The organism is Arthrobacter silvisoli, from assembly GCF_003369445.1.
In the GTDB taxonomy this organism is placed as follows: Bacteria; Actinomycetota; Actinomycetes; order Actinomycetales; family Micrococcaceae; genus Arthrobacter; species Arthrobacter silvisoli.
Window position 1 is genome coordinate 1 of record NZ_QRCU01000032.1, and the last position, 26,259, is coordinate 26,259.

Annotated in this window: 30 protein-coding genes and 1 tRNA gene; 8 read left to right on the top strand and 23 right to left on the bottom strand. The window is 66.6% G+C overall.

The window, feature by feature from the left end:
• Nucleotides 1-180: 180 nt before the first annotated feature.
• Nucleotides 181-1,182, bottom strand: a complete 1,002-nt coding sequence (locus DWV11_RS07660; RefSeq protein ID WP_210725696.1) for an EamA family transporter — start codon at nucleotides 1,180-1,182, stop codon at nucleotides 181-183.
• 107 nt (nucleotides 1,183-1,289) lie between these two features.
• Between DWV11_RS07660 and DWV11_RS07665 the strand changes: the two genes are divergently transcribed.
• Nucleotides 1,290-1,832: a CGNR zinc finger domain-containing protein gene (locus tag DWV11_RS07665; RefSeq protein ID WP_115788300.1), complete on the top strand. Its 543-nt coding sequence runs from the start codon at nucleotides 1,290-1,292 to the stop codon at nucleotides 1,830-1,832.
• Between the two features lie 77 nt (nucleotides 1,833-1,909).
• Here DWV11_RS07665 and DWV11_RS07670 read toward each other — a convergent pair whose 3' ends face one another.
• From DWV11_RS07670 to DWV11_RS07680, 3 genes are all read right to left on the bottom strand, one after another.
• Nucleotides 1,910-2,263, bottom strand: a complete 354-nt coding sequence (locus tag DWV11_RS07670) for a hypothetical protein (RefSeq protein WP_115788301.1) — start codon at nucleotides 2,261-2,263, stop codon at nucleotides 1,910-1,912.
• A 69-nt stretch (nucleotides 2,264-2,332) separates the two neighbouring features.
• Nucleotides 2,333-2,920 (bottom strand): hypothetical protein, encoded by a 588-nt coding sequence (locus tag DWV11_RS07675; RefSeq protein ID WP_210725690.1) that lies wholly within the window; start codon nucleotides 2,918-2,920, stop codon nucleotides 2,333-2,335.
• Nucleotides 2,921-2,974: 54 nt separating this feature from the next.
• Nucleotides 2,975-4,312, bottom strand: a complete 1,338-nt coding sequence (locus tag DWV11_RS07680) for an MATE family efflux transporter (RefSeq protein WP_115788302.1) — start codon at nucleotides 4,310-4,312, stop codon at nucleotides 2,975-2,977.
• A 170-nt stretch (nucleotides 4,313-4,482) separates the two neighbouring features.
• On the opposite strand from DWV11_RS07680, the gene DWV11_RS07685 reads away from it, so the two are divergent.
• Entirely contained in the window at nucleotides 4,483-4,917 is a 435-nt protein-coding gene (locus DWV11_RS07685) for a DoxX family protein (protein ID WP_115788303.1), read from the top strand.
• A 73-nt stretch (nucleotides 4,918-4,990) separates the two neighbouring features.
• On the opposite strand, the gene aztD is transcribed toward DWV11_RS07685, so the two are convergent.
• Complete coding sequence (gene aztD, locus DWV11_RS07690; protein WP_115788304.1) at nucleotides 4,991-6,271, bottom strand: zinc metallochaperone AztD; 1,281 nt, start codon at nucleotides 6,269-6,271, stop codon at nucleotides 4,991-4,993.
• 136 nt (nucleotides 6,272-6,407) lie between these two features.
• Here aztD and DWV11_RS07695 point away from each other — a divergent pair, with 136 nt between their 5' ends.
• Nucleotides 6,408-7,385, top strand: a complete 978-nt coding sequence (locus DWV11_RS07695; RefSeq protein WP_115788305.1) for an acyl-CoA thioesterase — start codon at nucleotides 6,408-6,410, stop codon at nucleotides 7,383-7,385.
• Nucleotides 7,386-7,415: 30 nt separating this feature from the next.
• On the opposite strand, the gene dnaB is transcribed toward DWV11_RS07695, so the two are convergent.
• On the bottom strand, nucleotides 7,416-8,798 hold the full coding sequence (gene dnaB, locus DWV11_RS07700; protein ID WP_115788306.1) for a replicative DNA helicase: 1,383 nt from the start codon (nucleotides 8,796-8,798) through the stop codon (nucleotides 7,416-7,418).
• Between the two features lie 643 nt (nucleotides 8,799-9,441).
• Between dnaB and DWV11_RS07705 the strand changes: the two genes are divergently transcribed.
• Nucleotides 9,442-9,915 carry a hypothetical protein gene (locus DWV11_RS07705; RefSeq protein WP_115788307.1) on the top strand — a complete coding sequence of 158 codons (474 nt, stop codon included), beginning with the start codon at nucleotides 9,442-9,444 and terminating at the stop codon, nucleotides 9,913-9,915.
• 3 nt (nucleotides 9,916-9,918) lie between these two features.
• Entirely contained in the window at nucleotides 9,919-10,494 is a 576-nt protein-coding gene (locus DWV11_RS07710; RefSeq protein WP_115788308.1) for a hypothetical protein, read from the top strand.
• A 102-nt stretch (nucleotides 10,495-10,596) separates the two neighbouring features.
• On the opposite strand, the gene DWV11_RS07715 is transcribed toward DWV11_RS07710, so the two are convergent.
• The 7 genes from DWV11_RS07715 to rpsF form a co-directional block, all read right to left on the bottom strand.
• Nucleotides 10,597-10,920 carry a TFIIB-type zinc ribbon-containing protein gene (locus DWV11_RS07715; protein ID WP_245953496.1) on the bottom strand — a complete coding sequence of 108 codons (324 nt, stop codon included), beginning with the start codon at nucleotides 10,918-10,920 and terminating at the stop codon, nucleotides 10,597-10,599.
• Between the two features lie 80 nt (nucleotides 10,921-11,000).
• Complete coding sequence (locus DWV11_RS07720) at nucleotides 11,001-11,627, bottom strand: FMN reductase (protein ID WP_115788310.1); 627 nt, start codon at nucleotides 11,625-11,627, stop codon at nucleotides 11,001-11,003.
• Nucleotides 11,628-11,823: 196 nt separating this feature from the next.
• On the bottom strand, nucleotides 11,824-12,675 hold the full coding sequence (locus DWV11_RS07725) for a PhzF family phenazine biosynthesis protein (RefSeq protein WP_115788311.1): 852 nt from the start codon (nucleotides 12,673-12,675) through the stop codon (nucleotides 11,824-11,826).
• Nucleotides 12,676-12,811: 136 nt separating this feature from the next.
• Entirely contained in the window at nucleotides 12,812-13,264 is a 453-nt protein-coding gene (gene rplI / locus DWV11_RS07730; RefSeq protein WP_115788312.1) for a 50S ribosomal protein L9, read from the bottom strand.
• Nucleotides 13,265-13,281: 17 nt separating this feature from the next.
• Nucleotides 13,282-13,521 (bottom strand): 30S ribosomal protein S18, encoded by a 240-nt coding sequence (gene rpsR, locus DWV11_RS07735; protein ID WP_003800144.1) that lies wholly within the window; start codon nucleotides 13,519-13,521, stop codon nucleotides 13,282-13,284.
• Between the two features lie 126 nt (nucleotides 13,522-13,647).
• Nucleotides 13,648-14,232 carry a single-stranded DNA-binding protein gene (locus DWV11_RS07740; RefSeq protein WP_115788313.1) on the bottom strand — a complete coding sequence of 195 codons (585 nt, stop codon included), beginning with the start codon at nucleotides 14,230-14,232 and terminating at the stop codon, nucleotides 13,648-13,650.
• 55 nt (nucleotides 14,233-14,287) lie between these two features.
• Nucleotides 14,288-14,593: a 30S ribosomal protein S6 gene (gene rpsF, locus DWV11_RS07745; protein ID WP_021473324.1), complete on the bottom strand. Its 306-nt coding sequence runs from the start codon at nucleotides 14,591-14,593 to the stop codon at nucleotides 14,288-14,290.
• A gap of 226 nt (nucleotides 14,594-14,819) precedes the next feature.
• Here rpsF and DWV11_RS07750 point away from each other — a divergent pair, with 226 nt between their 5' ends.
• Complete coding sequence (locus tag DWV11_RS07750) at nucleotides 14,820-15,158, top strand: YnfA family protein (RefSeq protein WP_115788314.1); 339 nt, start codon at nucleotides 14,820-14,822, stop codon at nucleotides 15,156-15,158.
• Nucleotides 15,159-15,218: 60 nt separating this feature from the next.
• On the opposite strand, the gene DWV11_RS07755 is transcribed toward DWV11_RS07750, so the two are convergent.
• Nucleotides 15,219-15,301 (bottom strand) — tRNA-Leu (locus DWV11_RS07755).
• A 128-nt stretch (nucleotides 15,302-15,429) separates the two neighbouring features.
• Here DWV11_RS07755 and DWV11_RS20065 point away from each other — a divergent pair.
• Nucleotides 15,430-15,594 carry a hypothetical protein gene (locus DWV11_RS20065; protein WP_168404603.1) on the top strand — a complete coding sequence of 55 codons (165 nt, stop codon included), beginning with the start codon at nucleotides 15,430-15,432 and terminating at the stop codon, nucleotides 15,592-15,594.
• On the top strand, nucleotides 15,578-16,267 hold the full coding sequence (locus tag DWV11_RS07760) for a DUF1345 domain-containing protein (protein WP_342767727.1): 690 nt from the start codon (nucleotides 15,578-15,580) through the stop codon (nucleotides 16,265-16,267). The genes DWV11_RS20065 and DWV11_RS07760 overlap by 17 nt, the downstream gene beginning before the upstream one ends.
• A 69-nt stretch (nucleotides 16,268-16,336) precedes the next feature.
• Here DWV11_RS07760 and DWV11_RS07765 read toward each other — a convergent pair whose 3' ends face one another.
• From DWV11_RS07765 to DWV11_RS07805, 9 genes are all read right to left on the bottom strand, one after another.
• Entirely contained in the window at nucleotides 16,337-18,274 is a 1,938-nt protein-coding gene (locus tag DWV11_RS07765) for a CBM96 family carbohydrate-binding protein (protein WP_115788316.1), read from the bottom strand.
• 385 nt (nucleotides 18,275-18,659) lie between these two features.
• Nucleotides 18,660-19,709: a metallophosphoesterase family protein gene (locus tag DWV11_RS07770; RefSeq protein WP_115788317.1), complete on the bottom strand. Its 1,050-nt coding sequence runs from the start codon at nucleotides 19,707-19,709 to the stop codon at nucleotides 18,660-18,662.
• On the bottom strand, nucleotides 19,706-19,909 hold the full coding sequence (locus tag DWV11_RS07775) for a hypothetical protein (protein ID WP_115788318.1): 204 nt from the start codon (nucleotides 19,907-19,909) through the stop codon (nucleotides 19,706-19,708). The genes DWV11_RS07770 and DWV11_RS07775 overlap by 4 nt, the downstream gene beginning before the upstream one ends.
• Nucleotides 19,906-20,244, bottom strand: a complete 339-nt coding sequence (locus DWV11_RS07780; protein ID WP_115788319.1) for a hypothetical protein — start codon at nucleotides 20,242-20,244, stop codon at nucleotides 19,906-19,908. The genes DWV11_RS07775 and DWV11_RS07780 overlap by 4 nt, the downstream gene beginning before the upstream one ends.
• Entirely contained in the window at nucleotides 20,241-22,019 is a 1,779-nt protein-coding gene (locus DWV11_RS07785) for a glycosyltransferase (protein ID WP_115788320.1), read from the bottom strand. Before DWV11_RS07785 ends, DWV11_RS07780 begins: the two co-directional genes overlap by 4 nt.
• A complete protein-coding gene (locus DWV11_RS07790; protein WP_245953497.1) occupies nucleotides 22,016-23,290 on the bottom strand; it encodes a lipopolysaccharide biosynthesis protein in 1,275 nt (424 codons plus the stop codon). The genes DWV11_RS07785 and DWV11_RS07790 overlap by 4 nt, the downstream gene beginning before the upstream one ends.
• A 5-nt stretch (nucleotides 23,291-23,295) precedes the next feature.
• Complete coding sequence (locus DWV11_RS07795; protein WP_115788445.1) at nucleotides 23,296-24,108, bottom strand: glycosyltransferase; 813 nt, start codon at nucleotides 24,106-24,108, stop codon at nucleotides 23,296-23,298.
• A gap of 13 nt (nucleotides 24,109-24,121) precedes the next feature.
• Complete coding sequence (locus DWV11_RS07800; RefSeq protein WP_115788321.1) at nucleotides 24,122-25,204, bottom strand: hypothetical protein; 1,083 nt, start codon at nucleotides 25,202-25,204, stop codon at nucleotides 24,122-24,124.
• Between the two features lie 56 nt (nucleotides 25,205-25,260).
• The gene (locus DWV11_RS07805) at nucleotides 25,261-26,259 is read right to left on the bottom strand and encodes a glycosyltransferase family 2 protein (RefSeq protein WP_115788322.1); all 999 of its coding nucleotides are present in this window, start codon (nucleotides 26,257-26,259) and stop codon (nucleotides 25,261-25,263) included.

Sequence of the window (26,259 nt, forward strand, 5' to 3'; positions counted from 1 at the left end):
CGAAGCCGGCAAGAAGGCCACCAAGAACGCCAACGAGCAGGAACAGGCCTCCCACTAAGGACTGCTTCGACGGTATTACCGGACGAAACGTGGATGACCCCCTCACATTTGAGGGGGTCATCCACGCTTAAGCCGGTATTTCCGCGCGGAGCCGTCAATGCGCACACGGCTCGCCGGGACTTAACCTTCCGCGACCGTCCGCACGGAAGGCACGGGCTCGACGTCGTTCGCGTGGTCAAGCTCCGCGCACGGCTCGGCACCGCCGGGCACCGAAGCGGCCAGGCGGTCAGCGCGGAGTTCGTCCACGCGCACCAGCACCACTCCGACGATGATCAGTGCGCCGCCCAGGAGCTGGATGGTGCCTGGCAGCTCGGACAGCAGCAGCCAGGCCCAGACGACGGCGAACAGCACCTCGGTGAGCGAGATGAATGATGCCACCTTGGATCCGAGGCTGCGGGCTGCCATGATGCCGGTGACGTAGGACAGCACGGTGGACAGCAGCACGAGGCCGGCGACGGACACCCACCACGGGGTGCTCCACGGGCCCAGGTGGGTGTCGGCGGTGCTGAAGGACATCGGCAGCAGGCCGAAAGCGGCGGCCGCCCACATCACGACGGCGCCTGCCAGGAGGCCGCCGGCGGCCAGGACCAGGGGCGGGAGGCCGTCGTTCTGCTTGGCCGTGATGAAGAAGTAGATCACCAGGCACACCGCCGCGGCCATGCCCCAGAGCACGCCCACGAAGTCCACTTTGACGGTGCCGGTGAGGTCGAGCACGAAGACGAGGCCGCCCAGGGACAGGAGGGTGCCGATGGAGGTCAGCGCCCGCGGACGGCGCCGGGTGGCCGCCCAGAGCCAGAGCACGATCATCGTGGGGGCAAGGTATTCGAGCAGCAGGGCAACGCCCACGGACAGCCGCTCCACGGCATTGAAATAGAACAGCTGGCAGCCGGCCACACCGATGAGGCCGAACAACAGGATGGTGAGCCAGTTTTCCTTGAGCTGGTGCCAGCGGCCGCGAAGCGCGACGACGGCGGGAACCGCCAGGACCAGTGCGGCGCCGCTGAGGCGGACCGCGACGGCGGCACCCGGCGTCCAGCCGGACTCCAGGAGGGATTTCGCGAAAGAGCCGGACAGCCCGAAGACTGCCGAGGAGAAAAGCGCGACGCCCAGGCCGGAGGCCATGAAGCCTGCCGCGCCCCGGCTCTTGGCAGCTGACACAGCACGCCTCCTGTCAGGAGTAAAATGGGTTACGCTCCTGACAATACTCCCAAGCCAAGTAAGGAGTCAAAGTGCTTTTTGCACCTGACACTGAAGTGGCCCTGCGCACCGTCGTCAACCTGATCAACACCGCTGCCAATGGAGGCGAGGAACTGGCCACGCCGGAAGACCTTGATGCCTTCCTGGACGCCGAAGAATTCACCGGTATCCGGGCTGGAACGGAGCGGGAGCTGGAGAGCGTGAAGCGGCTCCGGAAGGAACTCGCGGCGCTGTGGACGGCGGACGAAGACACGGCTGTGCAGGCGATCAACCAGTTGCTGATGAAGGCGAAGGCACTCCCCCAGCTGGTGAAGCACGACCACTGGGACTGGCACCTGCATGCCACCACGCCCGATGCGCCGCTCGCCGACCGCATGGGTACCGAGGCTGCCATGGCACTGGTGGACGTGATCCGCGGCAAGGAAAGGGAGCGCATGCGGGTCTGCGCCGCAGAGGATTGCGATGCCGTGGTGCTGGACCTCAGCCGGAACCGCTCCAAGCTCTACTGCGATACCGGAAACTGCGCCAACCGGGCGCATGTGGCGGCATACCGGGCGCGCCGCGCCAGCGCATAAGACCAGCGCCAGCGCCTAAGCCCAGCGCCTAAGGCAAGCGCCTAAGGCAAGCGCGGGCCCGGACGGCCTGGCCCTGGTCAGTTAGTGCCGGGCTCCGGAGCCTCGGGCTTCTCCGGGGCTGCGGGGCCGGGAACGGCACCGCCGTGGCTGCCGGGCCTGCGGGAGGTCAGGTTGACGCCGGAGCCCTTGCCGAGGTGCTCCGCGTTTTCCTTGTGGCTCATGGAGAGCATTGCGGCCATGACCAGGCTGACGATGAAGGCGATGCCGCCGCCGGTGAAAGCGAGGTCGAAGCGCGGCGAGTGGCCGCTGCCGCCCGAGGCGAAAATCAGTACCGCGAAGAAGACCAGCGCACCCCAGAATGCGGAAAACATCAGCGGCCCCTTCACCGAGGTCCGCATCTTGCGCGGCTCTCCTGGTTGCTGGTCTGCCAAGGTGGTCCTCCAATGGTGCCGGCGCTTCGCGCGCCTCAAGAGTTCTACAGAAAGTAGAAGGTACGGTTACTAGTTTACGTCCTCGGCGGGTACGCCATGCCCACGGCCTCCACGGCCGCCGGCGTCATGCCGCAGGCTCAGGCCGGAGAGTGCCCACAGAACCCCCGAAATGATGGCGCCGCCGCCGGCGACGCCCAGCAGCGCGTGCGCTCCGAGGCTAGTGAAGAAGGGCAGCAGGGCCGCCGTTCCAATGCCTACGACGCCGGAGATCAGCCAGTCGCGTGCCAGCACCTGGCGTCCGCGCCGGCGCAGCCCCTGCACCGCTTCCCACACGCCGAGCACCAGCAGGGCGAGGGCGCCCGAGGCGGTGACACCGGCGTCGGACTGGGTGAGCAGCGCACCCACGCCGCCGAGGGCGACCACGGCCGCCAGTCCCAGCGGAACGGTTCCGCTGCGCAGTACGGCGAACGCCGTCGCCAGCAGGTACAACCCGAGCGCCCAGGCAAGAACCTGAACGGACGGCGCCCCCCAAAACACCGTCAGCGCCCCGAAAGCGAGGGCGATAGCGGCACGCAGCAGTACGGGCTTCCAGGGCGTGGCGTCATCGGAAGCGGAGAGCCAGGAAGGGACAGATGCTGACGAGGAGGGGGAAGTCACCCCTCCAGTTTAGCGATCAGAACCTGTCCGGCCGTCGGGCCCCTGGTGCCGGGGTCAGGAACCCAGCACCATCCACTTGTCGCTGCGCGAGCGCAGGCCCAGCGTGACTCCGCGGGCCAGCATATAGCCCAGGCCGAAGGCGGCCCAGAGCCAGAGCAGCCCGGCCGCGCCTTCGGGCCGGATCAGGTGGACGGCTGCCAGCAGGGGCAGGTAGAAGGCGAGGTTCACGACGCCGGCAATCGCCAGGTAGCGGGCGTCGCCCGCGCCGATCAGCACGCCGTCGAGCACGAACACGAAGCCGGCCAGCGGCTGCCCGGCGGCCAGGATCCAGAGCGCCCCGGTGAGGGTGGACTGCACGGCGGTGTCGGAGGTGAAGAGCAGGCCGGCCCACGGCGCGGCGACGGCCAGCAGCGCACCGGTCACGACGCCAAAGCCCAGGCCCCAGCGGATCATGGTCCGGGTGAGTTCGCGCGCCTCGGCGGGCCTGGCGGCGCCGAGCTCTTTGCCGATCAGGGCCTGGGCCGCGATCGCCAGGGCATCCAGCGCGAAGGCCAGGAAAGAGAAGATGGTCATGGTGAGCTGGTGCGCGGCCAGGTTCACCGCACCCTGCGAGGTGGCCACGAGCACGGTGGCGAGGATGGCCAGGCGCAGGGAGAGCGTGCGGAGCATCAGCCATGAACCCACAGTGGTCATGGCCCGGATGCCATGCCAGTCCGGGCGCAGGGACACCCCGTGCCGGCGGGCGTTCCGGGCGACCATTACCAGGTACACCCCGGCCATGGCCCACTGGGCGATGCTGGTGCCGAGCGCCGAACCGGTGACGGAGAGGTGCAGCCCATAGACCAGCACCCAGTTCAGGGCGATGTTGAGGGCGAAGCCGGCGGTGGCCACCGCCAGCGGGGTGCGGGTGTCCTGCAGGCCGCGGAGCACGCCTGTGCCGGCGAAGATCAGCAGCATGGCAACCAGCCCGGGCATGGACCAGCGGAGATAGTCGACGGCGAAGCCGCGCACCTCTCCCCCGGCGCCGAAGAGGTCCACGAGCGGCCCGGCAGCGAAGAAGCCGGCCACAGCCAGCACCGTACCGAGCAACAGGGCCAGCCACACGCCGTCGCGCCCTGCCCCGAGGGCTTTGGAGAGCTTTCCGTCACCGATCGCACGGGCGACCGCCGGCGTCGTCGAATAAGCCAGGAAGACCATCAGCCCGACGGCGGTGTGCAGCAGCGTGGACGCCAGCCCGACCCCGGCCAGTTGGCTGACGCCGAGATGGCCCACGATTGCCGAGTCCGCGAGGAGGAACAGGGGTTCCGCGATCAGCGCACCAAAGGCCGGAACGGCGAGGCGGAGGATCTCGCGGGCATGGGAGGGGGTGGCACGGGCTACGGTCTGGGGCACTTTTCCACCATAACGGGCAGGGCGGACAAGCCCGGGGCTCCGTTGCTTCCCGTCACATTTACTTGACACTTCAAGCAATCTCCGGAACGCTGCTTGGTGAGGGCGTCGCAGATCCCGGCAAGCGCCGGGGCGCCCCAGACCGCCAACCGCAACGAAACGGTGCAAAAACCATGAACAAGTCCACCCTGACCAACACAGCCCTTACCGTCCTGCGCGTCATCGTCGGGTTCATCTTCGCCGCACATGGCTGGCAGAAATTCAATGAATTCACCATCGCCGGCACCCAGGCCGCCTTCACCCAGATGGGAGTCCCCGGCGCCTCCGTAGTGGCGCCCATCGTGGCCGGACTGGAACTGGCGGGCGGCGTCGCGCTCATCGCCGGCCTCCTGACCCGCGTGTTCGCTGCACTCCTCGCTGTCGACATGCTCGGCGCACTGGTGCTGGTGCACGCCCCGGCCGGCGTCTTTGTCGCCAACGGCGGCTATGAACTGGTGCTGGCACTCGGCGGCGGCGCCCTCGCCGTAGCCCTGGCAGGCGCCGGACGGCTCTCCGTCGACGCCGCAGCCTTCGGCCGCAAGGGCTCCAAGCTGGGCGTCCTCGCGTAGTTTCCTCGCCCGGGCACTTCAACAGAAAACGCACCCGTTTCGGCGGGTGCGTTTTTCCTTAAGCGGGTCCAGTTCAGCCCTCGACACCGGTCAGTTCGTTCGGCACGACGTCGAGCACGGCGCTCTTTTCCACTGTGCCGCTCTTCAGGTCCACGGCGTGGATCTTACGGGCATCCGGCTCGGTGACGTACGCCGTCGAGCCCTGCACGAAGAGCGTGGGGCGCGGGTCCTGCCAGGTTTCGGATTCCGTCCACGGCGCGGTCACCTTGATGGTGGAGGTGACTTTACCGGTGGCGGGGTCGATCACGCGCAGGCCGCCGTCTGTTCCCAGCACCAGGGCCTCGCCGGCCGGTCCGCGGCCGAGGGAGCGGAAGGAGTAGCTGGTTCCGAGGTCCACGAGCCGCAGTGTGGCGGTCTCAGTGTTGACCAGGGAGATCCGGGTGGGACGCTCCAATTTCGCGGCCTTGTCAACCTTGTAGTCGCCCAGGACCACCGGGGATTCTTCGGATCCGGCCTGGTTGCCCATGCGCCCGTAGTTGTCGGGGCTGTCCACCTTGGTGAACGTTCCGCCCTTGTAGATCAGCATGCCGTCCTGGCAACCGAGCACCACGGCGCCGTGCGCGGCGACGGCCTCGCCGTGGACGCCAGGGCAGTTTTCGTTCCGGGCGATTTCCTTGCGGTCCTGTCCCGCTCCCGGGCCGAGGACGACGGCGCCGGTGCGGCGTTCGTCGTTGCCGAGGGTCACCAGCAGCCCACCGCCCTCGAGCGGAACCGCGACGCCGTGGTGGGCTTCCGGGGCAGTGTAGACGTCCGTCGCGGGCAGGCCGGTTGTGAGGGTCTTGGCGAAACCGGCGGGATCAAAGCTTTCGACCTTCCCGGAGCCGTCGCTGAACAGCACCGTCTTTCCCGCGTGGCGCACGACATGCCCGGCCTTACTGGCTTCGAAGGCGCGTTCCGTGAGGCGCGGTTCGGCGGCGTAGTGGTGGCTGTGGTCGCCGTGGGGCTCGCTCCAGGAGCCGGCGTCGAACACCCGGAAAGCATCGCCGGTGGACACCAGCACGTGGCGGCCGTCGCCGGCCGGGTTGAGGCGGTTGAAGCCGGCGAGCTCCGCCCCGCCCACAGGCTTCAGGGTCTTTGCGTCGAGGACCGAAATGCCGCCGTCGTAGGTCAGGACGAGGCGCGGAGCAGGGCCCTGCGCTTCCCGGGCGGCGGCGGGCGAGGCCTCACCGGCGGACGGCCGGGAGGCCGGTCCCGGGGCGGCGCCGCAGCCGGCAAGCAGCAGGGCGGAAACGAACACGGACGGCACGGCGAGGATGCGGCGGGACGGACGCAGGAACGAGGGGTGAGTGGTCATGTGCTTAACAATAATGATTCTCATTAGAAATGGGGAAATCGGGCGGACCCCGTCCCGTCCGTTGCCGTCCCGGACGGCAGGTGACGGGCGTCGTCACACAAGGCGCCGCCGTCGGGCCCGTGGCTAAACTCGCCTCATGAGCGAGCCCGCACCGCACTCAGTCACCCTTCGCTTCCTGGCCGCCCCCACCGACGTCGGGCACAGCGGCTCGGTGGATGCCGGTACCGTCCTGGAATGGGTGGACAAGGCGGCCTACGCCGCGGCCGTGGGCTGGGCCAAGTCCTACTGCGTGACGGCGTACGTCGGCAACATCCATTTCAGCGATCCCGTGAACAGCGGCGACATGGTGGAAGTGGAGGCAACCATCGTCTACACGGGCCGTTCCTCGATGCACATCCGCACGGTCACCTCGGCAGCCGATCCCAAGGGCGGGCCGGCCACCATGCGCAGCCAGTGCCTGGTGATCTTCGTGGCGGTCGGCCCGGACGGCAAGCCGGTCCCGGTGCCGCAGTTCACGCCGTCCACGCCTGCCGAGATCGAACAGCGGGACAACGCCCTCGCGCGGATCGCCGTGCGCGAGCGGATCGTCGAAGCGATGAACGCCCAGGTATATACCGACGCCGGAACTGCGGAGCGTGTGGTGCTGCGGTTCATGGCCTCCCCCACCGATGTGAACTGGGGCGGCAAGGTGCACGGCGGCATCGTCATGAAATGGATCGACGAGGCCGCATATGTCTGCGCCTCGCGATACTGCGGCCGGGACACCGTGGCGGTGTTCTCGGGCGGCGTCCGCTTCTACCGGCCGCTGCTGATCGGCGACGTCGTGGAGGTGGAGGCCCGGCTGGTGTACACCGGCAACAAGGGCATGCACATCGCGGTCCACGTGCGCTCCGGCAGCCCGAAGAGCCGGGAAATGAACCTCACCACCTACTGCCTGACGGTGATGGTGGCCCGCGACGAAAACGGAACCTCGGTGCCGGTGCCCCAGTGGATACCGGTCAGCGAGGAGGACAAGCGCCTCCACGCGCATGCCCGGGAACTGCTGGAAATCCGTGGATACGCACCGGGCAACCGCCTGCCCGGCCACCTGCTGCAGGGCGAAGCAGGCGCTTAGTCGCCTGCCCGGGAGCCTGGCGGGCACCCGCTAGAAGCCGCCGCCGCCTGAATCGCCGGCCATGTTGGCAAAGCGCGAGTAGTGGCCCTGGAAGGCAACCACGATGTCCTTGGTGGGGCCATTACGGTGCTTGGCGACCAGGATGTCCGCCTCGCCGGCGCGCGGGGACTCCTTGTCATAGACGTCTTCGCGGTGCAGCAGGATGACCATGTCGGCGTCCTGCTCGATGGAACCGGATTCACGCAGGTCAGAGACCATGGGGCGCTTGTCCTGGCGCTGTTCGGAGCCACGGTTCAGCTGGGACAGCGCGATGACCGGCACCTGGAGTTCCTTGGCAAGCAGCTTCAGAGCACGCGAGAACTCGGAGACTTCCTGCTGGCGGGACTCCACGCGCTTGCCGGAGCTCATCAGCTGCAGGTAGTCCAGCACCACGAGCTTGAGGTCGTGCTGCTGCTTGAGGCGCCGGCACTTGGCCCGGATCTCCATCAGGGACATGTTGGGGCTGTCGTCGATGAACAACGGAGCGTCGTTCATTCGGCCCATGGTGGTGGCGATCTTGGACCACTGCTCGTCCTTGATGGTTCCCTTGCGGAGGTCCTGGAGACTGATGGTGGCCTCGGCCGAAAGCAGGCGCATCGCGATTTCGTTCCGGCCCATTTCGAGCGAGAACATCACGGTGGCCAGGTTGTTCTTGATGGCCGCCGAGCGGGCGAAGTCCAGCGCGAAGGTGGACTTACCGACCGCCGGACGGGCCGCGATGACGATCATTTGGCCCGGGTGGAGGCCGTGCGTGAGCTCATCGAGCTCGTAGAAGCCGGTGGGAACGCCGGTCATGCCCTCGCCGCGGTGCCCGGAAGCTTCGATTTCGTCCACCGTGGATTCCATGACGTCCTTCAGGGCGACATAGTCCTCGGCGGTGCGCCGCTCGGCCACCGCGTAGACCTCGGCTTGGGCCTGGTTGACCAGGTCCTCCACTTCGCCATCCTGGCCGTAGCCCATCTGGACGATCTTGGTGCCGGCGTTCACGAGGCGGCGCAGCACCGCCCGCTCCGCGACGATCTCGGCGTAGTAGCCGGCGTTGGCCGCCGTGGGGACCGTCTGGATCAGCTCGTGCAGGTAGGCCGGGCCGCCGATCTTGTTGATCTCGCCGCGCTTGGTGAGTTCATCGGAGACCGTGACGGCGTCGGCCGGTTCACCGCGTCCGTAGAGGTCGATAATCGATTCGTAGATGGTCTCGTGCGCGGGGCGGTAGAAGTCATGGCCGCGGACGATCTCGACGACGTCTGCGATGGCATCCTTGGACAGCATCATGCCGCCGAGGACCGACTGCTCAGCCGCGATGTCCTGCGGGGGAGTCCGGCCGAGCTCGGACGAGCGGCCGCCCTCAATCGAATCCAGATGCGTAACTGACAAAGCCGTCCTCCATGTGTACCGCCGCGTGGGTCAGGCAGCCTGGGACACACCCGGAAGGGCTGCCGGCCACCTTGAATCTGCCGATGCCCCATACTTACCGCGGGCACCGACAATTTTTCCGCCGGCACTCGTACCGAAGCGGCGGAACCGGATGTCCCCAACTATCCACGAGTTATCCACAGGGAAATCCACAAGGCCCGGAATGGGCCTGTGCACAAAACTCCGTCGGCAGCGAAAACGGGGCAATCCGCGTACCTGAAAGGGGTACTGAGCCACGTTATCCCCGCTTTTTCGGCGAGCCAAGCCGGGCTTGTGGATAACCCGTGGATAACTTGGCCCTGCTTGTGCACAGTCTGTGCATCGTCCTGTGGAAAGCAAAATAGTTTCCGCCGATACCTGCCTCTGAGCTGGGAAAACTCTTCGAACAGGCTGTGTAGGAAAAGTATTTTTCAGCTTTCCGCATCCACAGCCTCAATGCCGCAGAGCGCATGGACCGGCCTCCCGATACCACCGCCGGGTCGAAAATATGCTTCGAATGTGATGTGGCCCACAATTTCCGGGAAAAATCGACAGTTATCTCTCAAAAAGCATGCCCGGTTGGGAATGTGCTGTGGATAACTTACAACTGGCATAAGCTCTAATCATGGACTTCACCTTGGGGGATGCACTGATTGTCGCCGTGCCTGTGGTCATCCTCTTAATGGTGATCTGGGCCGTGAACCAGGCCTTCAAACCCCGGGACTTCGGCATCTCGGACGCCGAACGGTACCAGCGTGAGCTTGCCCGGCGTTCCGCCGCGCACCAGGCCGAACAAGTCCAAGCCGCACTGGCCGCCCGCGCCACTGCCTCCACGCTCCCCAGGCAGAACCCGCCGGGCCACCCCGGGCGGCGGGCCCCGCTGGGTCCTGCGGTACAGGGTCCGGCGGCACCTGATTACGGAGCACCGGCGTCGGGCCGCCCCCCGGCCGTACTGTCCGACGGGCAACTCAATCCGGACTTCGTACGGCAGTTGCAGTCCCTGGCCCGGAACGGGCAAAAGATCCAGGCCATTAAACTTCTACGGGACTACACCCGCGCGGACCTGCTTACCGCAAAGAACTACATAGATCGGCTCTGATACATGGAATCCCTGATCATTCCGGCCCTGATCCTGGTTGCCGTGGTCATCGCCGTCCTGCTGCTCAACCGCAGCCTGAGCCGCCGGGCCAGGGAGTACCGGGCGGCACATGACGCTGCCAGCGCGCCCGTGGATGCCGTGGAGCTGGCCCGCGAATCGGCGGCCAAGCTGAACGAGGAACAGCACCGCCAGCTGTACTCGCTCATCGCCCAGGGACAGGCCATGGCTGCCATCAAGCTGTACCTCAGCAGCACGGGAGAGGGCCTGCGCGCCTCCCGCGACGCGGTGGCCGCCCTCGCGGCACACCCTCAGCCGTTCCGGCAGCCCGAGCCGCCGCCCGCGGACCTGCTCCCCGACGATGAAGAGCCGGAACGCTTCCCGTACCGCTACCGGGCCATCGCCAGCAAGGGCGACGTGATCCGTGAAGTCAGCAGCAACATGCTCAACGACGACATCTACGGCCGCATCCGCACCTTGGCCAAGAGCGGCGACGTGGAGGCTGCCGCCCTTGCCCTGGTCCGCCACTCGGACATTTCCCTCGCGCAGGCGCGCGAATTCATCGCCCTACTGGAGGACTGAGCCACCGTCTACTAGCGGACCAGGCAACACGGGGTCACCTACGGCCCATGTTTCGAGGGATGACGGGCCGTAAGTGACCCCGCGTTGGTGGTGAATCCTGGCCTAGAAGTCGAAGAGGTCTCCCAGCCAGCCTTCCTTCTTCTTGTGCTTGCGCCGGTCGTAGTCGCGGTCGTGGCCCTTGTTGTAGTTCCGGTCGTTCCGGTCGTCGTAGCGGGGCCGCTCGAGGTAGTCGCGGGTGTAGAGCGGCGGCGGAGTGGGCGCCGGCGGAGCCTGGGGCGCAGGCTGCGCGGACTGTCCATACTGGCTGGCCGCCCGGTCGATGATCTTGTCCAGCTCGCCTCGGTCCAGCCAGACGCCCCTGCACTGCGGGCAGTAGTCGATCTCCACTCCGTTCCGGTCACTCATCACAAGGTCAATTGAATCCACGGGACACTTCATGACGGGCTCAACGATCCGCGCCGGGAAAAAGTTCGGAAGGGCTGGTCAGCGGCTGCCTGGCCTTCGGGCTACCGGCCGCCGGTGATCCCGGCGAGGAGCTGCTCGAACGGCAGGGACTCCATCGGTTCGGCCTTCCGGTGCGGCTGCTCGCCGCTCAGCAGCTGGACCAGCTCCCCGGCCGCCCGGTCCACTCGGGCCGACAGAGGTGAGCCGCCGCCGTCGTTGTTTCCCCAGTCCTGGGGTCCGGCGAAAACGGAGGTCTGCGTCATCCGCGTCCGGAGGTAGCTGAAAAGCGGCCGCATGGCGTAGTCCAGCACCATCTGGTGGCGGTCGGTGCCGCCGGTGGCGCCCATCAGCACGGCCTTGCCGTCCAGGGACTTGGGATCCAGGACGTCGATGAAGGACTTGAACAAGCCGCTGTAGGAGGCGCTGAACACCGGGCTGACCGCGATGATGCCGTCGGACTGCTCGACGCCGGCAATCACTTCCGCGAGGCGGGGGCCGGCATAGCCGGTGACGAAGTTGTTCGCGATGTCCACGGCGAGCTCGCGCAGTTCGATGACCTCGACCTGGGCCTCGTAGCCTGCCTCGCCAAGCTGGCGCTTCGCCGAGGCGGCGAGCTGGTCGGCGAGCAGGCGGCTCGACGACGGGACGCCGAGTCCGGCGGAAAGGACGGTGATGCGGCGGGTCTCCATGGCGTTCTCCTGGTGCTCGATGGTTCGTTGACAGATTACATGCATTTGCATCTAAAAAGCCAAACGATGGGGCCTCGAGAAGTATTCCCGCCCGCTCTTCCTCGCGTACGAACCCTGCGCAAACGTACAGTTGAGGCCCCGTTTTCGGCCGCGATTCCGGGGCCACAAGTGTACGTTCGCGCTCAAAAACGGGGCCCTACAGCAGCACCGTTCCTTCGATGGAGCCTGCGACGTCGCCGCCAACCCAGATCCGGCCATCCACCCGTTCCACGTGGACGCGTCCGGCCCGGCCCAGTGCCGTCCCCTGTGCGGCGAGATACCGTTCCGGTGCCCGTCCGCTGCCAATCAGCCATTGGGCGGCGCCGGCGTTGAAGCTGCCGGTGACGGGATCCTCCACCACTGCGTCGCCGGCAATGAAGGTCCGTACCTCGAAGTCGACGCCGGCTGCGGGCCGGTGCGGGCCGATCACACCCACCTCAAGATCGCCCAGTTCGGCCAGGTCCGGGGTAATGCCCAGGACGTCGTCGGCGGACTCGAGGAGCACCCCGATCCAGCGCGGCCCGTTCACCAGCCAGGCGACGTCCACCAGGGACTCCTCCGGCAGTTGCAGGCCGGCCGCCAGCTGAGCACGGGTCGCCGCGTCCACCGGGCCGGAGCGCGTGAGGGGCGGCGCCTCGAAAGCCAGCCGGCCGCCGCCGGCCTTCACCTGGATCAGCCCGGCGCCACATTCCTGGACCAGAACGCCGTCCTGCTTCGGTACGCCACCGGCCTGCAGCCACGCGTGGGCCGAGCCCAGGGTGGGGTGCCCCGCGAACGGCAGTTCCTCGCCGGACGTGAAGATCCGCACCCGGTAATCGGCGGCCGGGTCCTCGGGCGGCAACAGGAAGGTAGTTTCGGACAGGTTGGTCGAGTTGGCGAACTGCTGCATTTGCCGGCCGTCCAGGCCTTCGGCGTCGACGACGACGGCCAGGGGGTTGCCGCGCAGTGGCTCCGCGGAGAAGACATCGAGTTGGACAAAGGGCCGGGTGCGCACGGTTTCGGGAGTCACCGCTGCAGGCTATCACCGGCTCCGGCAGCGCCTGTGGCGGCACCGGACGTCTTAAGGAATCCCGTGTTGGCATTAACGGAAAGGCCCCCGCCTCCGGGAATCCGGGAGCGGGGGCCTTTCGGGCAGCTTGCGCTACTTACTTTGCAGCAACGACCTGGAGGTCGATGACAGCGGAAACGTCCTCGTGCAGGCGGACGTTGGCCTGGTACGAACCAACAGACTTGATGTGGTTCGGCAGTTCAACGTTGCGCTTGTCGATGGAGCCGAGACCGGCAGCCTCAACAGCAGCTGCGACGTCGGCCGGCTTGACGGTGCCGAAGAGACGACCGGACTCGCCGGCCTTCACAACGAGCTGAACCTTCTTGGCGGACAGTGCAGCAGCCTGTGCCTGGGCAGCTTCAACCGAAGCGTGGGCGCGGGCAGCACGTGCAGCCTTGATGGACTCAACCTGCTTCTCGCCACCACGGGTCCAGGTCAGAGCGAAGCCGCGGGGCAGGAGGTAGTTACGTGCGTAACCGTTCTTGACCTCGACAACATCGCCAGCAGCACCGAGACCGGTAACTTCGTGGGTCAGAATGAGCTTTGCCATGGTAGTTAATCCCTTCCTTAGCCGCGGCCAGCGCCGGAGTAGGGAAGCAGTGCAACTTCGCGGGCGTTCTTGATTGCCTGGGCGATCTTGCGCTGTTCCTGAACGGTAACGCCAGTGACGCGACGAGCGCGGATCTTTCCGCGGTCGGAGATGAACTTGCGCAGCAGTGCTACGTCCTTGTAGTCGATGACGGTGATGTCAGCGGCCTTCAAGGGGTTGGACTTTGGTTTGGGCTTACGGAGTTCAGCCTTAGCCATCGTGGAGCTCCTTTTCTATGGAGCCCGTGGATATTGATCCACGGGATGGTGGTGTCCGACGGCGTCTGCCACCTTGGGTGCCTTGCGGCACCCGGGCGGGGTCCGGCGTCGGACGTGAATGTTTGTTTAGAAGGGAGGTTCGGAATCCGGGCCGTTGCCCCAGCCGCCTGCATTGCTGACACCGGGGGTAGCCCACGGGTCATCCTGCGGTGCGGACTGGTTGCCGCCGCCCCATCCTCCACCGGGGTTGCCGCCCTGGTTTCCACCAGAACCGCCCCCGAAGCCACCGCCGCCGCCGAAGCCGCCCTGGTTGCCGTTACCGCCGCCGAACCCGCCACCGCCGGAGCGCTGGGTACGGTTGACCTTGGCATTGGCGTACCGAAGGCTGGGGCCGATTTCGTCGACCTCAAGCTCGATGACGGTGCGCTTCTCGCCTTCCTTGGTTTCGTAGGAGCGACTCTTCAAGCGGCCGGAAACGATGACGCGCATGCCCTTGGTGAGGGACTCGGCCACGTTCTCGGCTGCCTCGCGCCACACCGACGCGCGGAGGAACAGGGTTTCCCCGTCCTTCCACTCGTTGGACTGGCGGTCGAAGGTCCGGGGAGTAGAAGCGATGGTGAAGTTCGCTACTGCCGAGCCAGACGGGGTGAACCGCAGCTCCGGGTCATTGGTGAGATTACCGATGACCGTAATAGTGGTTTCGCCTGCCATCTACTGCCTCCTTGTTCGTTCCTACGGGGTAAAGATTGGAAAGTAGGGAGCTGAATTACTCAGCAACAACCTTCTGGTCTTCGGGGCGGATGATCTTGGTGCGCATGATGGTCTCGTTCAGAGACAGCTGGCGGTCAAGTTCCTTGGCGGTAGCCGGCTCAGCGGTGAAGTTCACCACGGCGTAGATACCTTCAGACTTCTTCTTGATGTCGTAAGCCAGGCGACGACGGCCCCAGATGTCAACCTTCTCGATGGTTCCACCATCGGTGGTGATGACATTCAGGAACTTCTGAAGCGACGGCTCAACGGTACGCTCTTCGACCTCGGGGTCGATGATTACCATCAATTCGTAAGGACGCATATGTGAACCCACCTCCTTTGGGCTAAGCGGTTACGGTATTTCCGTAACAGGAGGTTCATTTGCGATGCCGTGCACGGCTCCGCCACCGGAAATTCGAGGGCAGCGCGCAGCACAGACTTCAATATCTTAGTCCATCTCCCGCACCCAAGGCTATTCGGCCTGCCTGCGCGGAGGAACGGCCCGGCTGCCGTATGTGGAAAACCGGGGCTGAGGGAAGACTGAGGTCATGACCATCCTGAAATCCTCTGTGCTGTTCCTCCTGGCCGCCGTCGCCGAAATCGGCGGAGCCTGGCTGGTGTGGCAATCCGTTCGGGAGGCCAAGCCTTGGTGGTGGGCAGGGTTGGGCATCGCGGCGCTGGGCATCTACGGCTTCGTGGCCGCCTTCCAGCCCGACGCCCATTTCGGCCGCGTCCTCGCAGCGTACGGCGGCGTCTTCATCGCCGGGTCGCTCGCGTGGGGAATGCTCATGGACGGTTTCCGGCCCGACCGCTGGGACATCATCGGCGCGGTCACCTGCCTGCTGGGCGTCGCCGTCATCATGTTCGCGCCGCGCACCGGCGGCTAGGACACAAGGGCGCTAAAGAAGAAGGACACCCCGGTCCGATGACCGGGGTGTCCCGTTTTGTGCGCGGAGGGGGACTTGAACCCCCACCCCCTTTCGAGGACTAGCACCTCAAGCTAGCGCGTCTGCCATTCCGCCACCCGCGCAGGTGAACCGGAGAAGCGTTTTTCTCCGAAGCAGCAGCAAAGACCGTAGCACGGGAATCCCGCCGCCGCCGATTCGGGCGCGCGCCGCATGACACGTTTTCGTCCGGGGGCGTCGGTAGGGTGGCCCTATGGATGCCACTGCATTGAACGCCATCATCGTTCCCCTGCTCTTCGCCGCCCTCTTCCTGTACGTCCTTTACTTCGTCATCCGCTCCGGCGTGCGGGACGGCATCCTGCAGGCCGACAGGAAGCGCGCCGAAGCCAAGGACGAGCACCTTGCCGGCGTCCAGTAATCGCGCCAGCAGCAAACGCGCCCGCCGGAAACGGCTCCGCCTGGCCGTCATGTTCGCCGCCGGCGCCGCCGCCGCGGTGGCCACCGGCGCCTCCGGGAACTGGCTGGCCGCCCCGGTGGTGGGCTGGGTGGCCGCTTCCTTCACCTATGTGCTGTGGGTGTGGCTGGTCGTCGGGCGGCTCGACCCTGAGGGCACCCGCAGGCACGCAACGGAAGAAGACCCCTCACGCGGGGCAAGCGAACTGCTGATCCTCGGCGCGAACGTCGCGAGCCTGGTGGCGGTGGCCGCCGTCGTCGTCGGATCGCACCGGAACGACGGCGGCGGGCTGGGTGACCGGCTCGCTGCCGGAGCGCTCTCGCTGCTGAGCGTCGCGCTGTCCTGGGCGCTGGTCCAGACCCTGTTCACCCTGCGCTACGCCGAACTGTATTACGGGACAGGGGAGGACGCCGGCGGGGAGGTGGGCGGCATCAGCTTCAACCAGGACCGGCCTCCGCAGTACACCGACTTCGCCTACCTGGCCACGAGCCTGGGCATGACCTACCAAGTGTCGGACACCAACCTCGAGAACCACCTCATCCGCGCCGAGGCACTTAAGCACAGCCTGCTGTCCTATCTGTTCGGCACGGTGATCCTGGCGGCGACGCTCAACCTGGTGGTCGGGCTGGCCTTCTAGGCTCACAGCATGACGGTTCCTTGGACATGCAGGCGCCCTGGCCGGGCATCCGATGCGATCCGCAGTCAGCTACTTCAGCGTGAGCACCAGCTTGGGTGCGAGCGTGCTGCCCGCCTCCTTGGAGTGGAGGTCCACGGCGTCGGAGCTGCTGGAGTCCAAACCCAGCGAAAGCTGTTGGCCGAGTTCACCGGTCAGGCTGCTGACCGTCAGGGGAATGCTGTAGACGGTGTTGACCTTTGTCGGGCCGAGCGTGCCGATGCCGGTCCCCGGCGCCGGACGGTTGTTGTACGTGATCCCGGATTCAGTCCAGCTGTCATCAGCGACCAGCTTGACGTTCTGCTTGCCTGTAGACGCATTCGCGCCGACGCTCAGCTGCAACGTCGCACTCTCCAGCGTCCTGCCCGCATACGGGGACAGGTCGAACTTCAGGTACGTGACTTCCACCGGACTGTTGTCGACACCCAGAGTGGCGCTCGTGCCAAAGTTCGTCCCCGGCGGCGCGCTGGACACGTAGCTGTCAGCGGTGGCCGCGAGCGTCACGGTCTCCGGCGTGCCTCCGGCGGCTGACGCCGTGGTGAAGGTCCAGGTCTTGTCCGTCGCCAACGCGTTACCGGCAACATCCTTGACCCCACCGGAGCCGCCCCTGATCGTCGCCGTGTAACTCGTGCCCGCGGCCAGATCCGCACTCGGGACCAACGTCGCAACGGTGCTGTTGTACGTCACGGCGGCCGGCACCGTCGTCGTCCCCGCCGTCAAGGTGAACGTGTTCGTGGTGACCGTCGAGGGATCCATCTCTTCCGAGAACGACCCAGTCACATTCGCGGTCACCGCCACATCGGTGGCACCGGCAGCCGGAGAGGAACCCGTCACTGTCGGAGCCGTCGTATCACCGCCGCCGCTGGGGTCGTAGAAGTGCCAGTACCGGCTTGTGGCGTTCACGTCGGCGAGCACCAGCAGACCGCTGTTGCCCGTGCCCCGCACCGCGCTGTTGAGGTTCTGCTTCGTTGACGTTACGTTGTGGACATACTGGTCGGCGTCGACGATACGAGCCGTTTTCGCGGTGGTGAAAGCGATATTGTCCAACGGCGAGGACTTCTCGTAGATCGCACCTCCAGAGCTGGTGCAGACGCCATCGTTCGTCGTCCCACCCGGCTTCGGATAGGTAGCGAATGTACGCAGCATCTGGGTGCTCTCATCAATCAGCACGATCACCCGGTTCGGGCACTCCGAGACAGCCGCGATCGTGTGCGCTGACCACGTAGTACCACTCAATGCCAACAGCTGGATCAACGGTTCAGGCGCGGACGTGAACGACGTCTTGACTGCAGCGAAAACCCGGCCCCCCGAGGAGTCCAGCCACTTCAAATTCATGTGGTCATCACTGCTCTGCAGTCCCGACACCGCGGCCACAGGAGCACTCCAGTCGGTGTTCGGCGCACCATCAACGTGGTAGCTCCAGTACATGCCGTCCGTGGAGTCACCAACCTCCCGGCTCCACATCAGACCCATCTTGCCAGGTCCAAATGCGATCACGGCCGATGTGTCGTCGACGGACACGTTGCTCAGCGCTGCGGGATGCGGGAACGGGGTCCCCCACGTCTGGCCATCCGTGGCAGTGACATTCAAATAGATCTGGTTCCCCTGCTGCCAGGTGGCCCACACCCGGCCCGTCGAGTCCTTATCGATGGTCAGGATCTCAACTTTGTAGTTATTGATGTTTGTGGCGCTCAGCAGCGAGTATGTCTTGGCGGCCGGGTCGTAGCTGTAACGCCGCATCGTCGTCGGGAAGTTCGGCTCAGCAGGGAGGGTATCGGCGACGAAGCGATAGCTCGCCACATACAACGTTGTCCCGTCCCACAAAACGTCATGATGGGTGCTTGGCCGCGGGTCCGTCGCCACGCCTGTGTCTGACCAGGAACTCGTTGCGGCATTGAACCGGAAGATATGGAAATCCGCGGTGGCCGTATCCCAGAGGTTCCCCCACCAGATTCCGTCGTTGAACCACAACGAACTCGTCGCCCGCTTCGAACCCGTCGGCGTCCCCGTACCCGTGTGCGACGGACCTTCAACCCCGACATCACCCGGAGCAGCTGACACCGGAACAGGTGCCACGAGGCCACCTAGCACGAGCAGCAGCACTGTCAGCAGTGCATGGAGCCCCAGGTTCCGCGACCGGCGTGGGCGAGTACCAGGCGGCCTGCCACTTCCCCGTCTCACGCCGAGCCAGAAAGCGCTGCGACCTCCACCACGCCCGCCTAGATAAGAAACTGCATGGCCTGGCAATGTTGCTCCTCGGTGAACATGAATTCCCAAGTACATTCAGTGTCAATGGTTGAAGCATCAATAGCAACCCCTCGCATCGACTTGTCGAACAGCGCCGGAACCGGCACGGCTAGCCACCGCCCGGACGCCAATACCGCAGCCCGCCGCTGGCCGCGCCGTCGCGGGCAACGTCGATCACGGCGTACGGAAAGACCCGACGGTCCGACTGGTCAGGTCCGCGGCCGCGGACGTCTGAACACCACGTGCCGGTATTGATGTACCGGGTGGAGCACGCTTCGAGCGCGGACTCGAGGGCCCGGTGGGTGTGCCCCGAAACATACCAGGCCACCGCGGAACCGTGCGCCTCCAGGGTCCGTGCAAACCGGCCCGCTGCAGCAGCCTCTTGGCCGGCGGCTCTACGACCGGCGGCCGCGAGCGCCATGCGTGTAGCGGCGACCGGGAGCGCCGACATCGTGCGGAACCGGGACAGGCACGCCAACTCCCTCACGGTGATCCCGTCGAGCGCGAGCCGCCGGGACTCACTCTGCAGCAGCTGATCGTACTCGGGTTCCCGGACGCGGCGTTCCGCCCGCTCGGATGCCAGGCAGGCCCGGGCGACGGCCCCGGCGCGGCCGAGGCGCGATCTCGACGGATGGGCGTTCCAAGCGGCGAGCGGTGGCAGGTCCAGCTCGTCGGTCCCGTTGACCGCCGCGCGGAGCACCTCGGGGATCCGGTGCAGCGCGTGGTGCTGATGCCCGTGCTCGGCCACGAGCACGCGGGGCACGTGCAGGAACCACGGATGCACCCGGACCTGTGCAGGCTCGGAGGGGGACAGCAGCGCAGAAAGGCGGGCCGCGACCGAGGGCCTGGCCAGCTCCACATCGTGGTTGCCGCAGACGAAGTGCAGTTGAACGCCCCGCGCCGCACACCTCTCCAAGACCCGGAACGTGTCGGAGTGGCGGGCGAAGATGGAGTCGAGCCGGGCCAGGCTCTCGTCCTCGGCCAAACCGAACAGTTCGAACGTGTCACCGACGAAGACGACGTGCTGCTGTGGACCGGAGGCCGGGAGCACCTCGCGCTGCAGGAACCCGGACAACGCGCTGCCGGCGCCCCGGGGGTCGTCGTCCGCCACACCCAAGTGGAGGTCGCTGAGCAGCCACCACCGCGCAACGCGGCTCATGCGAGCAGTCCCAGCACGCGTGGAAGGAAGAGCAGCAGGTATAAGGTCCACATGACCGCGACTGCGCTGCGGCTCACCGTCTTGCCGAAGAACCTCGGACGTGTGGGCTGCCCGGTGTCCGAGCCAAGGCGCCGGACTTCGAAGGCGATGAGGGTAATGAGCAGGACGGCAGCCGCGAGCAGTCCCGCGATGTCGATCATCGTGCCGCCTCCTGCCGTCCGCGTGCAATGCAGGCAAGGACGGTGACGACGCCCATCGTCACGACGCACGCCTGCCACGACCACACCGCGAGGTAGAACATCGTCATGGAAACCGCCGTGAGCGCTGCGAGACCGAGTGACAGGACGAGCAAGGCGCTGAGCGCGACGTCGTCCACCTGCGTGAGCCGCGTCAGCGCCTGCCCCGGGAGCAGAACGAGGACGGCGACCGCGGCGGCCGCCTGCAACGGTGTCTGCAGCCCGACAAGCGTCACCAGCGACAGCGCGACGTCGGCGATACCCAGTGCCACGGTAGGCCCGCTGACACCGCTGCTCATGGCGTCACCCGGTACGCTCGCGCGTCAGCATTACTGAAGACAAGAACCACGCCGTCCTGCGCGCTCAGCCACGCCTCCAGTTTGTCGAGGTTGCTTGCGCTGCTGGCGCCCTGGACAACGAGACCCGCCTCTGCCGAGCGCGTGAGCAGCACGACGGCACCGGCAGGGTTGTGCCGGGCGTAACCGTAAACGAGCGGGCCGCACGTCGGCGTCGACAAGCCGGGCCCGCATAGGTCCTCGATGGTCCGGTAACGGTGCTCAAGGTAGCCCTCGCTGCGCCACGGCGTCGGATGGGCAGCCGAGATGATCGCAGAGCCGGGGGGTGCTAGACGCTGCACGGCGGCGACGGCGGCGGTCTCACCGCTTGTGAAGACGTCAAACCGGGCGTTCCCGAACCGCCCTGACACGGTCAGCACGGCCAGCAGAGAGCAGATGACGGCAAGGCCCCCCGCCGCAAGGAGGGTGGGGCGGGTGCCGCCGTCCGCGGGAAGCAGGACCGAGGAGGCCTGCATGGCGATGAACGGCAGGGCAAACAGCGAGACGCGGATGAGCATTTCCCCTCCATACGCCTGCGCGGGGAAGAGCAACAATGGGGTGACAGCGAGGAGGACCACCCTGATGTCGAGGCGCCCTCTGCGCCAGTCGCGCAACGCCCCGGCCGCTGCCAGCCCCCACAACGCGAGGGTGAGAACGATCCGGAGCTGCACTACGAGAACGTGTCCGGCGGTCCCGCTTGTGCGGTCGACGACGTTCGCCACGATCACGTCTTCCAGTCCCCCGCCCGCCAGGGGTGGGTGCCCGGCCAGGTAGGCGCTGGCGGGGTAGGCGAGCCACAGTGCCACCACCACCGCAATGATCAGGGGCAGTCGGCTGGGCCAGACACGTCCACTCAGGGTGAGGGCGGTGATGGCGATGAGCACCATGAACGGCGTCAACTGATGGCTCGCGGAGATGACCGCGACGAGCAAGAGGGTCACCGCGAGGGCGCTCACCCGGTGCATGGGGCGGAGCTCCTCGGGCGACCGCCCCCGCCACCACGCCGCCAGTTCGGCCGGTTTGATCCCGCGGACCTTCGGGGTCCGCGCGGCCAACGGGCCGATGACCAGCGCGACCACGACGAGGTACAGGAAGAAGCCGAAGGCCTGGGGAGAAAGGTAGTCCTGATCCTGCCAGTTGCCGAGGCAGAAGATCCAGAGCACGAGCCAGCGCCGTCGCGGATCGCGGGTCAGGTAGCCCGTCAAAACACCGAGTGCAGCGAGCCACAAACCCATGTTGAGTACCGGCGCCCAAAGGGCAACGGCCATTGGATCGAGACCGGTCGCCCGGAGTGCGGTGGCCAGCAGGGCGAAGAAGCCCGGCCAGTTGAAGTACGCGTCGATGTCCGGGTTGATCCCCTGGGTGCGCGAAAGGGCATCGGCGATGCCGATATGACGGAACGCTACCTCACCCCGCGGTATGTCCGTCACGAACGCCGCAGTCCCGAAGAGCACGAGAACGAGCACCACGACAAGCCACAACATGACCAGGCGGCGGGCCGGACCCGTGGCATCCCCACGCAGCGCCACAACGAAGGCGATGTTCAACAGCAGGACCCCCACCCAGAACGGGTAGGGCAGGACGGCGACCAGCCCCAGGTCACTGTTGACGGGCACGGCCACCGTGGAGGCGGCCCCCGCGGCAAGCGCCAGCGACACGACGCCGGCCAGTGCGCAGGCCACGTCGCGGGTCTTCCGGTATCCCTGGGTACGGTGGGTCGCTTCGAGCGCCTTGGTCATCGCGCCTCCCGCGTGACGTGCCGGACGACGGCAAGGAGCCTGAGGCCGACAGCGGCGGCTCCGATGGAGAGCACCACCAGCCACGCAACGGCCATGGCACCGGCGCCCCTGCCGGCGGCCACCAGCGCTGAAGCACAAAGTGCGGTTCCCAGCACCACTCCGACGACGATCGCCTCCGTGTAGCGACCGCGGGCACGGCACATGGCGTTGTAGGCCTGCAGCACGGCATACGCCACGAGGCCGGCGGCCAACCACCGCAGGGCGTCACTGGACGATTCCGCGTACTGCTCACCCATCAGGCCGAGCAGCGGGCGGGCCAGGAGAATGAGGACGGCGGCAGCCAGGCCTCCCACGACGAGCGACCAGCGGAGACTCGCCCAGGTGGTCTGCGCCAGGCGGTCAGGGTCGCGGACACCCTCGGAGAACTGGACGATGCCCATCAGCATCGGAGCGGTGTAGGCGGCCCAGGCCATCATCCATGCGGGATACCAGTAGGCAGCGGCCTCCGGCGACACCGTATGTGCAAGCAGAAGCGGCAGGACAAGCCCTGGGGCGCGCTCGGTGAGGGTGAGGAGCTGGTGCGGAAGGCCCAGGGCCAGCAGTGAACGGCCGCGTGCCAAGCGCAGGGTCGGTCGCGGCCGGTAACCCACGATTCTGCGCAACTGGACCGCGCCGACGACGCACGCCACGGCGGTCCCGAGGGCCCAGCAGGCCATCAGCACGTCCGCGGAGGCGCCGTGCGCCTGCCAGGCCACGAGCGCTGCAGCCCCGAGTGAGACCCCGCCGCCCAACGCGTACCTCAAGGTCGCACTGGCACCGCGTCCCAACGCCACGAGCGCCTGGTCCAGTACGATGACCATGGTTCCCGTGACGGCAGCCGCGAGGAACGTGAGCCAGAAGAGCACAGATGTTGAGGCAGTGTCCGGGGCCACGGTCGCCTGCAGCACGAGGTAGCCGAGGGCCAGGACGGTGCCGGCAACCCCGACGATGGCGAACGCCGCGTCCAGCACCCGCGAAGGCGGCTCCCCCCGCCCCACTGAAACGATCACGGCCGACCCGGCGCCCAGCACCGCGAGCTGCGTGCAGAGCATCACCGCCGAGACCGCGGCCGAGGTGAGCCCGACTTCACGGTCGGACGTCGCACGCGCGGCCACGATCCAGAAGGCGAAACCTGCGCCAGTCTGGGCGGCCTTGGCCACGACGAGGCCGAGAGAGCTGTGCAGGGCGGAGCGCCGGACGGTCGAGGCGCCCGGGACAGAAGTCCCCCGCACAGCCTTCACGATGCGAGACCCCTGACGAGGCCCACGTAGTTGTACCAGCCGAAGGCCAGGTAGTAGCGCAGCCACCGGGGCTGGCCCGCAGCGAGGCTCATGGCGCTGCCACGGACCGCCGCGGCGGCGGGCAGCAGGGCCAACCTCGCACCGCGCCAGCCGTGCTTGCGGACCATCCGTCCCAGTCCCGTTCCGTCCATGAGGAACTGGTCGAGCGCGAAGCCGAAGTCGTCTGCGGCGAAACGGTGTTCAACGACGACCCTGCTTGACACAGCCGTTCGCAGCCCTGACTCCCGCATGCGCCAACGCAACTCGATGTCCTCCCCGGACTTGAACGAGTCGTCGAAACCCACGCCCAGCATCAGGTCCCGCTCAACGAGCGTTGCCACGAGACCGAACCAGTTGCGGCTGCGGCCGGTGCGATGGTGGTGGGCCAACGCCTGCCCCCAGTAGCCCGGTCCACCGACACTCTCCAGGCCGGCCTGGAGGGCGTCGTAGCCACTCTCCACCAGTTCCGTGAGCAAGTCGGCGACCCCTGCGGGCCTGAACACGACGTCGGCGTCGACCAGCAGGACCCAACAGGTGCTGCTGTTCCGTACGCCGAGCGTCCGAGCCCACGGCAGGCCGCGGCCCTCGTCACTGAGGACCCGGGCGCCGGCCGCGAGGGCGATCTCGACGGTGCGGTCGGTAGACAATCCGTCCACCACGATGATCTCGGCGACACCGGACTGACGCAGGGCCTCGAGGCAGCGCGGCAGCAGAGCCTCCGCGTTCCGGGCCGGAACGACGGCGGTGACCTCGGCAGGGCTGTGACCCACCGCGTCCACCCCCTCAGACGCGCTCGTCGAGGACGGACGGCATCAACTGTTCAAGGTGCCCGACGATGTCGTCGGACGCCTCGTCCGCCGAATACCCGGAAGGCACCTGCAGCAGGTAGCAGGGACGCCCGTCAAGCGCTTTGCTCAGCACGACCCCCTTGGCCGCGAAGTGCTCGCGCCACGGGACAACGGACGTGGCCGCCAGGCCCGTCACGACCCGCTGCGAGAAGCCCGCCATCTCGATGTGGAAGTTGCCGATCATGCGGTCCACCATCCAATCGCGCGTCCGCTCGACGACCCGGGACCGGGTGCCCTCGAAGCGCTCGATGTAAATGGCGGCCGCGAGCGGCGCCGAGGTCGTTACTTCCCGGCCCGGGAATGCGGTCCGCGGCTCGACCATGCGGTGCTCCGGTGACCATCGCCGGGAGAAGTCCGCGAGGCGCGGATAACGGATGACGTACGGATGCACCAAGGTGGTGAGGCGGCCGACGCTGCCCGAAAGCCGTGACGGGACCAGTGGCTTCCGGACGCCTTCGAACAGGTGGGGGTAGATGGACCGGTGATGCGGCTTGATGAACATCGGCTTCGCGTAGCCCAAGAGCGTGGCATCCTCGGCAAGGAAGGCCCAGTCGTCACCCATGAACGACCACCCCTCGCGCCGCATCAGCTTGGCGGCGGTGCTTGTCTTACCGGTCCCGCCAGCGGCGGGAAGCGCGATTGCGTGTCCGCGGTAGGCCATCGTTGCCGCGTGGATCATGCCAGCTCCTCGACTGACCATGGCGGCATCGAGGACAGGGACCACGGAGGTCAACAGTTCGCCCGGCCCGTGGATGCGCCACTGCTCTGCGTCCCTCACGATCTGGACCCGATCGGCTTGGAAACGCACGCTGTTCCCCGTGTACGCGAGCTCGTGCTCGACCAGACCGGCATCCGGCATCGGCTCCGGCCTGTCATCGACGACGATGTTGGCTGGCCGTTCGGTGTCGGTGAAGAAACACGCAAACATGCTCCGGAGCTGGGCCGCCGCCGGTGCCTCTGCGTCGACGCGGATCGTGACGCGCCCGTGGATGTCGAAATGCAGTGCCTTGGTGTGCATGGTGGCCCCCCTGCCCAGGTGGTGTAACTCGGATGGTGTTGCTGGTGCGTACAACCTCATTGGACCTGCCTCCACGGTGCTTCCACGAAGTCAGCTTTGGCCAACGAGCGCCTCGATGCGTGCGCGATCCCGCGCCCGCGGATGTATCCCGCGGCGGTGCAGGCAAGAACGGCAACCACGGCTCCGGCACGACCGAGCCCTTGCGGATTGCTCCCGCGGCCCCAATCGCGTAACCCGGCAAAAACTGCCCGTGGCAAGACACTGCGCACATATCTCCGTTCCGGGCTGAGCGTCCGGTTGTGGCCCACGAGTTCGCTGACCTGGGCCTTGGAGAGCCCCTCAGACCATGAACGTGACAGCATGTAGCGGACCTTCCCGCGCTCGGCCGGCACGTGGTGGCGCACCAGGGCTGCCGGCTCGTAGACGATCCGTGCGCCAGGGGAACCCATCCTGGACCGGATGCAGATTTCGGTCTCCTCGCAGCCCAAGGGCAATGTCCCCTTACGACCCAAGGAAAGGTTGAAGCCGCCGACCCGCCTGAGAACGGAGCGCCGGAAGGACATGTTTGCACCAATGACATTCCGGACTTCGGAGGCGACCCTGGGCATTCCGGAGTAGCTGCACCCCACGATCCAGTCGAGTTCCTCGCCGAAGTAGCCAGGGCGGGCGACGTCCCACACTGGCTCGACGCGTCCGCCCACTCCAAGGACGTCAGGGTCGTCGTAGAGGACCAGCAACCGTTCAAGCCAATCCGTGGCAGCTTCGGCGTCGTCGTCCAGGAAAGCTATGACCTCCGAAGCCGCCAGGCCCACCCCTGTGTTGCGGGCCCCGGAAAGCCCGCGGGGGCCACTGCTCCTCACCACGGTGACGTCATCGACAATTTCGACGAGCCGCCTGTACAGGTCCTCGTTGTGGTCGGTCACCACCAGGATTTCCTGGGCTGGAACGGTCTGGGAACGGACGGACTCAATGACGCCCAGAAGGCGGTCCCAGCGCCTCGTGGTGTAAGTGCAGATGACGACAGAAACCGTCGGAGGCCCAAAATAGCCGGGCAT

Bases quoted from the DNA above. Each gene is read 5' to 3' on its own strand.
- rpsR (WP_003800144.1), bottom strand. From the start codon at position 13,521: ATGGCTAAGGCTGAACTCCGTAAGCCCAAACCAAAGTCCAACCCCTTG.
- DWV11_RS20065 (WP_168404603.1), top strand. From the start codon at position 15,430: ATGGATGCCACTGCATTGAACGCCATCATCGTTCCCCTGCTCTTCGCC.
- DWV11_RS07710 (WP_115788308.1), top strand. From the start codon at position 9,919: ATGGAATCCCTGATCATTCCGGCCCTGATCCTGGTTGCCGTGGTCATC.
- DWV11_RS07660 (WP_210725696.1), bottom strand. From the start codon at position 1,182: ATGGCCTCCGGCCTGGGCGTCGCGCTTTTCTCCTCGGCAGTCTTCGGG.
- DWV11_RS07780 (WP_115788319.1), bottom strand. From the start codon at position 20,244: ATGAGCAGCGGTGTCAGCGGGCCTACCGTGGCACTGGGTATCGCCGAC.
- DWV11_RS07785 (WP_115788320.1), bottom strand. From the start codon at position 22,019: ATGACCAAGGCGCTCGAAGCGACCCACCGTACCCAGGGATACCGGAAG.
- DWV11_RS07805 (WP_115788322.1), bottom strand. From the start codon at position 26,259: ATGCCCGGCTATTTTGGGCCTCCGACGGTTTCTGTCGTCATCTGCACT.
- aztD (WP_115788304.1), bottom strand. From the start codon at position 6,271: ATGACCACTCACCCCTCGTTCCTGCGTCCGTCCCGCCGCATCCTCGCC.
- DWV11_RS07695 (WP_115788305.1), top strand. From the start codon at position 6,408: ATGAGCGAGCCCGCACCGCACTCAGTCACCCTTCGCTTCCTGGCCGCC.
- DWV11_RS07720 (WP_115788310.1), bottom strand. From the start codon at position 11,627: ATGGAGACCCGCCGCATCACCGTCCTTTCCGCCGGACTCGGCGTCCCG.
- DWV11_RS07705 (WP_115788307.1), top strand. From the start codon at position 9,442: ATGGACTTCACCTTGGGGGATGCACTGATTGTCGCCGTGCCTGTGGTC.
- DWV11_RS07750 (WP_115788314.1), top strand. From the start codon at position 14,820: ATGACCATCCTGAAATCCTCTGTGCTGTTCCTCCTGGCCGCCGTCGCC.
- DWV11_RS07775 (WP_115788318.1), bottom strand. From the start codon at position 19,909: ATGATCGACATCGCGGGACTGCTCGCGGCTGCCGTCCTGCTCATTACC.
- rplI (WP_115788312.1), bottom strand. From the start codon at position 13,264: ATGGCAAAGCTCATTCTGACCCACGAAGTTACCGGTCTCGGTGCTGCT.
- DWV11_RS07770 (WP_115788317.1), bottom strand. From the start codon at position 19,709: ATGAGCCGCGTTGCGCGGTGGTGGCTGCTCAGCGACCTCCACTTGGGT.
- DWV11_RS07800 (WP_115788321.1), bottom strand. From the start codon at position 25,204: ATGCACACCAAGGCACTGCATTTCGACATCCACGGGCGCGTCACGATC.
- DWV11_RS07685 (WP_115788303.1), top strand. From the start codon at position 4,483: ATGAACAAGTCCACCCTGACCAACACAGCCCTTACCGTCCTGCGCGTC.
- rpsF (WP_021473324.1), bottom strand. From the start codon at position 14,593: ATGCGTCCTTACGAATTGATGGTAATCATCGACCCCGAGGTCGAAGAG.
- DWV11_RS07740 (WP_115788313.1), bottom strand. From the start codon at position 14,232: ATGGCAGGCGAAACCACTATTACGGTCATCGGTAATCTCACCAATGAC.